At 44.0% G+C, this 3,849-nt stretch carries 1 protein-coding gene; it reads right to left on the bottom strand.

The features are described 5' to 3' along the window. Nucleotides 1-34: 34 nt before the first annotated feature. Nucleotides 35-3,849 (bottom strand): DUF6443 domain-containing protein (locus E1163_RS30305; RefSeq protein WP_221417908.1); only part of this gene is annotated, 3,815 nt, incomplete at its 5' end.

Genomic DNA, 3,849 nt, shown 5'->3' with positions numbered 1-3,849 from the left:
GTATGTATTTATTAAGGTTGTTCATGTCTTATTTTTAATTACCGGTATAAACTCCATTTAGGGGATTGTTATAAAATAGCTCCATACCAAACAGGTCGGCATTGGCATCATCAACGTTCACCCCGGTCTCTTCCAGCAGAGTGCTGTTGTTTACACTTTCAAGCCAGCCCCTGATGTTGTACCGGTAGTCAATGGATTGATGCGGCGTGCCATTCTCTACATGCAGGTTCTTCTCAACCAACTCGCCTAACTCATTGTATTCATTCTCGGCCAGTAATACTTCTCCCTGCCCTGAGCCATTCTCAATTAGCTCATGATACCCCTGCATCAATCGACCGGCATGGTCATAGGTGTAGCGCTTCTTTATCTCATAGGTATCTGTACCATGTTGATAGCTGTTCTTTGTTGCCAATACCCAACCCGGGAAATTATATAATGTACTGTATTTACTGATGTCGCCACTACTGCTTTCTGTAATCGTCTGGATTACACGATAGCGATTATCATAGTAAGTCACAGCACTCAACCAGGTACTGCTGCCGTCCAGTACTTTTACTTTACTTCCCGTTATCTGGCCTTTAACACGATCAAATTCGGTTGAAGGGAAGGTGTATGTGGCCTGGGGGCCTAACTGTCCCGGATCATAGTCGTAGGTTGAACCAAAATCCTGTGAGCTTTTGAAGCTATAGTTATCATAATAGGTAATGGTCAGGTAGTCATCCTTGAGTACTCCTTTTGGAAAAGATTGGTCGGTATAACCATGTAGGTCGTTATTTCCATTATAGATTTCATACCAGCCGTCTTCATCTCCTACCATGCCATTGACATGGATTTGCATTTGTTCTTGAGTCAACACAACTGGATGTGTATAAATACCGGTAGCCACAGGACGGTTCAACTGGTCATACTTGGTAAAGGTCCATTCACTGCCTGATGTCACATTCTCATCGCGTTGATTGCCATCTTGTATCAGAACCAAACGGTCCCTGTCATCATAGACCATATATACCCAGTCCGAACCGGGAACCCGTTTTTCGATCATCCGTTTGCGGCCATCATACTTATAACTAAAGCACCATTGGAAAAGAAAAATATCGTCTATAGCTGCCCCCTGGTTCAGTTTTTCATTGGCCATAGGAGGTAAAACGAACTTCAGGTTCCCAAAATCATCATAGATGTAGTAGGTGTCTGCCCATTGTTCTACTTCCCCATTTTCATGAACCTGTACCCGTTTTAAAACAGTTTCACCACGCTTGTTGACAAATGTAATAGTCTTGCCTTTCTCTTCATCAGTGATTACGGTTTTATGTAGCTCCCTGCTCTTATAGCTAGAAGAAGTTTCAGGCAGATCTAAATCGTTTACTAGCCAGACCAATACCTTATCCACATCAGTATTGGTTAGGTAGTCATATTTCACGGTTGCTCCACCAAGCTGCCACGCTTCTCCAGAAGCCCCTTGCTCAACTATTCGATTGAGAGGTGACTGATCATATCTACTCTGACTAAATGCCTTAGAAGAATGGGCCACGTTCTCTGCATTCCCATAAAAATTGGAATAAAATCGATACTGATCGCTGTAAGCATGATTTGTATTGAGTGCGTACTTTCTGTAATTTCCTATACCTTTACCGTCCACATAAGACAGATATTGCGTACTCACCCGACCGAAATCATCATATTTAATCGGCTGTATAATATCTCTCTTGCTGGGAGAAGCCTTAAAATCCACCTTCTGTAGAGGTCTGCCTAAACCATCATAATAGGTAAATGAAAGAGAAGCTTCTTCCGCCGAGAGCATCTCCAAAGTGCTTTCATCATACACTTCACCTTTCAATACATGCCTGACCGCTACGTAATTCATAAACGGTTCCACACAATAGCGCTTTACCTCTACATTTACAATGGCATCATTAAAACAACCGTTTTGGGTCGTAGTGGTTAGCTTATATGTGCCTGCCATTTCAAGAGTAGCATTAAGCGATACAGTTGGGTTTCTTTCAGTGCTGGTAAACCCAGCAGGACCGATCCATGAATAGGTCCCTGTTACACCTGAAGCGAACAATTGCAAAGGTTCATCTTCACATGTTGGCCCGGGATAAGTAGCACCGACTAGCATAGAGTACACGTGTACGTAAGCTTTTTCTGAAACTACTGTGCCGCAATCATTGGAAACCTCCACCCAATAATACCCTTTGATACTTACAGAAGTTTGAATATTAAGTGTGGCACTGTTTCTCCCATCCCATGGAGGGTTAACTGGTGGCACAGGCACAGGTCCGTCCTTTCCATTGTCCCAGAACCATTGGTAGCTATTGGCATTGCTGGCCTCCACACTTAATGAAGTCTCTGACCTTTCACAGATCGAAATGTTTACCGGATGAGAAGTAATAACAGGGAGTGTACCTATCTTCACATTTGTACTGGCAACAGAAGAACAGCCCTGGCTGTTTGTAACAGTCAAAGTGTACTGCCCACTCATATCGATACTAGCATTCTCGCTTACCACTGGGCTTTGTTCACTACTTAAAAAACCGTTAGGACCTGTCCAGGAAAAGGATGACTCAGCAGCTGATGGACCTGTCAGTTTTAATATTTCACCTACGCAAACTGGGGCATTATTGGAAACCGCGAATGAAGGGGTACCATTGACCACAACTTCGGTAGTAGCCTTGCTGTAACAGTCAGTGCCTACTTTTACTGTTAATATATATTCACCGGCCATGGACAAAGTAGCTTCTTCTGCTACAGTAGGCTCTTTAAGCGTACTAGTAAAACCGTTGGGGCCGGTCCATAAATAGGTGCCAGTTGCACCACTGGCAATAAGTGTCAAAGGCTCACCTTCACAAACAGGACCAGAACTGGCTGCATATACAGGTGGGGAAAAAACCGTAACCTTTGCTTTATTTGAAACAACACTTCCGCAACTGCTGGTTGCAGTTACCCAATAATCGCCACTTACTGATCTTGTTTTAGTATCAATGCTTAGCTCACTTGACTTACCGCCAACCCAAGTAGGTGGGCCTGGCACTACCTGATCAGGCATACCACTTCCACTCCAATGCCACTGATAGGAGCTTGCTCCTTGAGCCTCAACATTAACCTTTGCCGTGGACCATTGACAAATGTATACGTCTTCAGGCTGTGTGACTATCTTTGGTTTAGTGTTCACAATTACATTGGTTGTAGCCGATCGGCTACAACCATTTTTATCTACCACAGTTAACTCATACACCCCTGCCATAGCAGGAATAGCATCAGATAATGTAGGCTCACTGGATGAGGCAGAAAAACCATTAGGACCTGTCCAAGAATAACTTGACATATCGTCAGGGGCTCCGCTTAACATTATTGCACCTCCTGCACATACAGGGCCGCTATTAGATATATTAAAAGCGGTCATCTGTTTTACAGTCACTGTTGTCGTCAAAATAACAACGCAACTTCCAAGGGTGACTTTGAATGAATATTCCCCTGCCATCTGTGGAGTGGCTTTATCTGACACTATAGGATTTTGAAGTGTGCTCTTAAATCCGTTAGGACCTGTCCATTCAAAAACACCACCTGCCAATGATGTCCCAATAAGCTTTAATGGTTCTCCCTCACAAACAGGACTTGAGTTAGATGCATTTACAGGCGGCCTGGAAATAGTAACAGAGACAGCGTTGGAAACCGTCGTGCCACAACTGTTGATAGCTCGAAGCCAATAAGTACCACCTGCATCATCTGAGCCTTTAATCGTAAGTCTGTTGGTCTTTGCTCCTGACCAGACATAGCCTCCCGGGACAGCCTTATCAGGAAATCCACTTCCGCTCCAGCACCATTGATATTGTGAGGCGCCACTCACCGTAG

Source organism: Fulvivirga kasyanovii (assembly GCF_009711405.1).
Classification (GTDB): domain Bacteria; phylum Bacteroidota; class Bacteroidia; order Cytophagales; family Cyclobacteriaceae; genus Fulvivirga; species Fulvivirga kasyanovii.
This window is presented reverse-complemented; position numbering and strand designations above follow the sequence as displayed.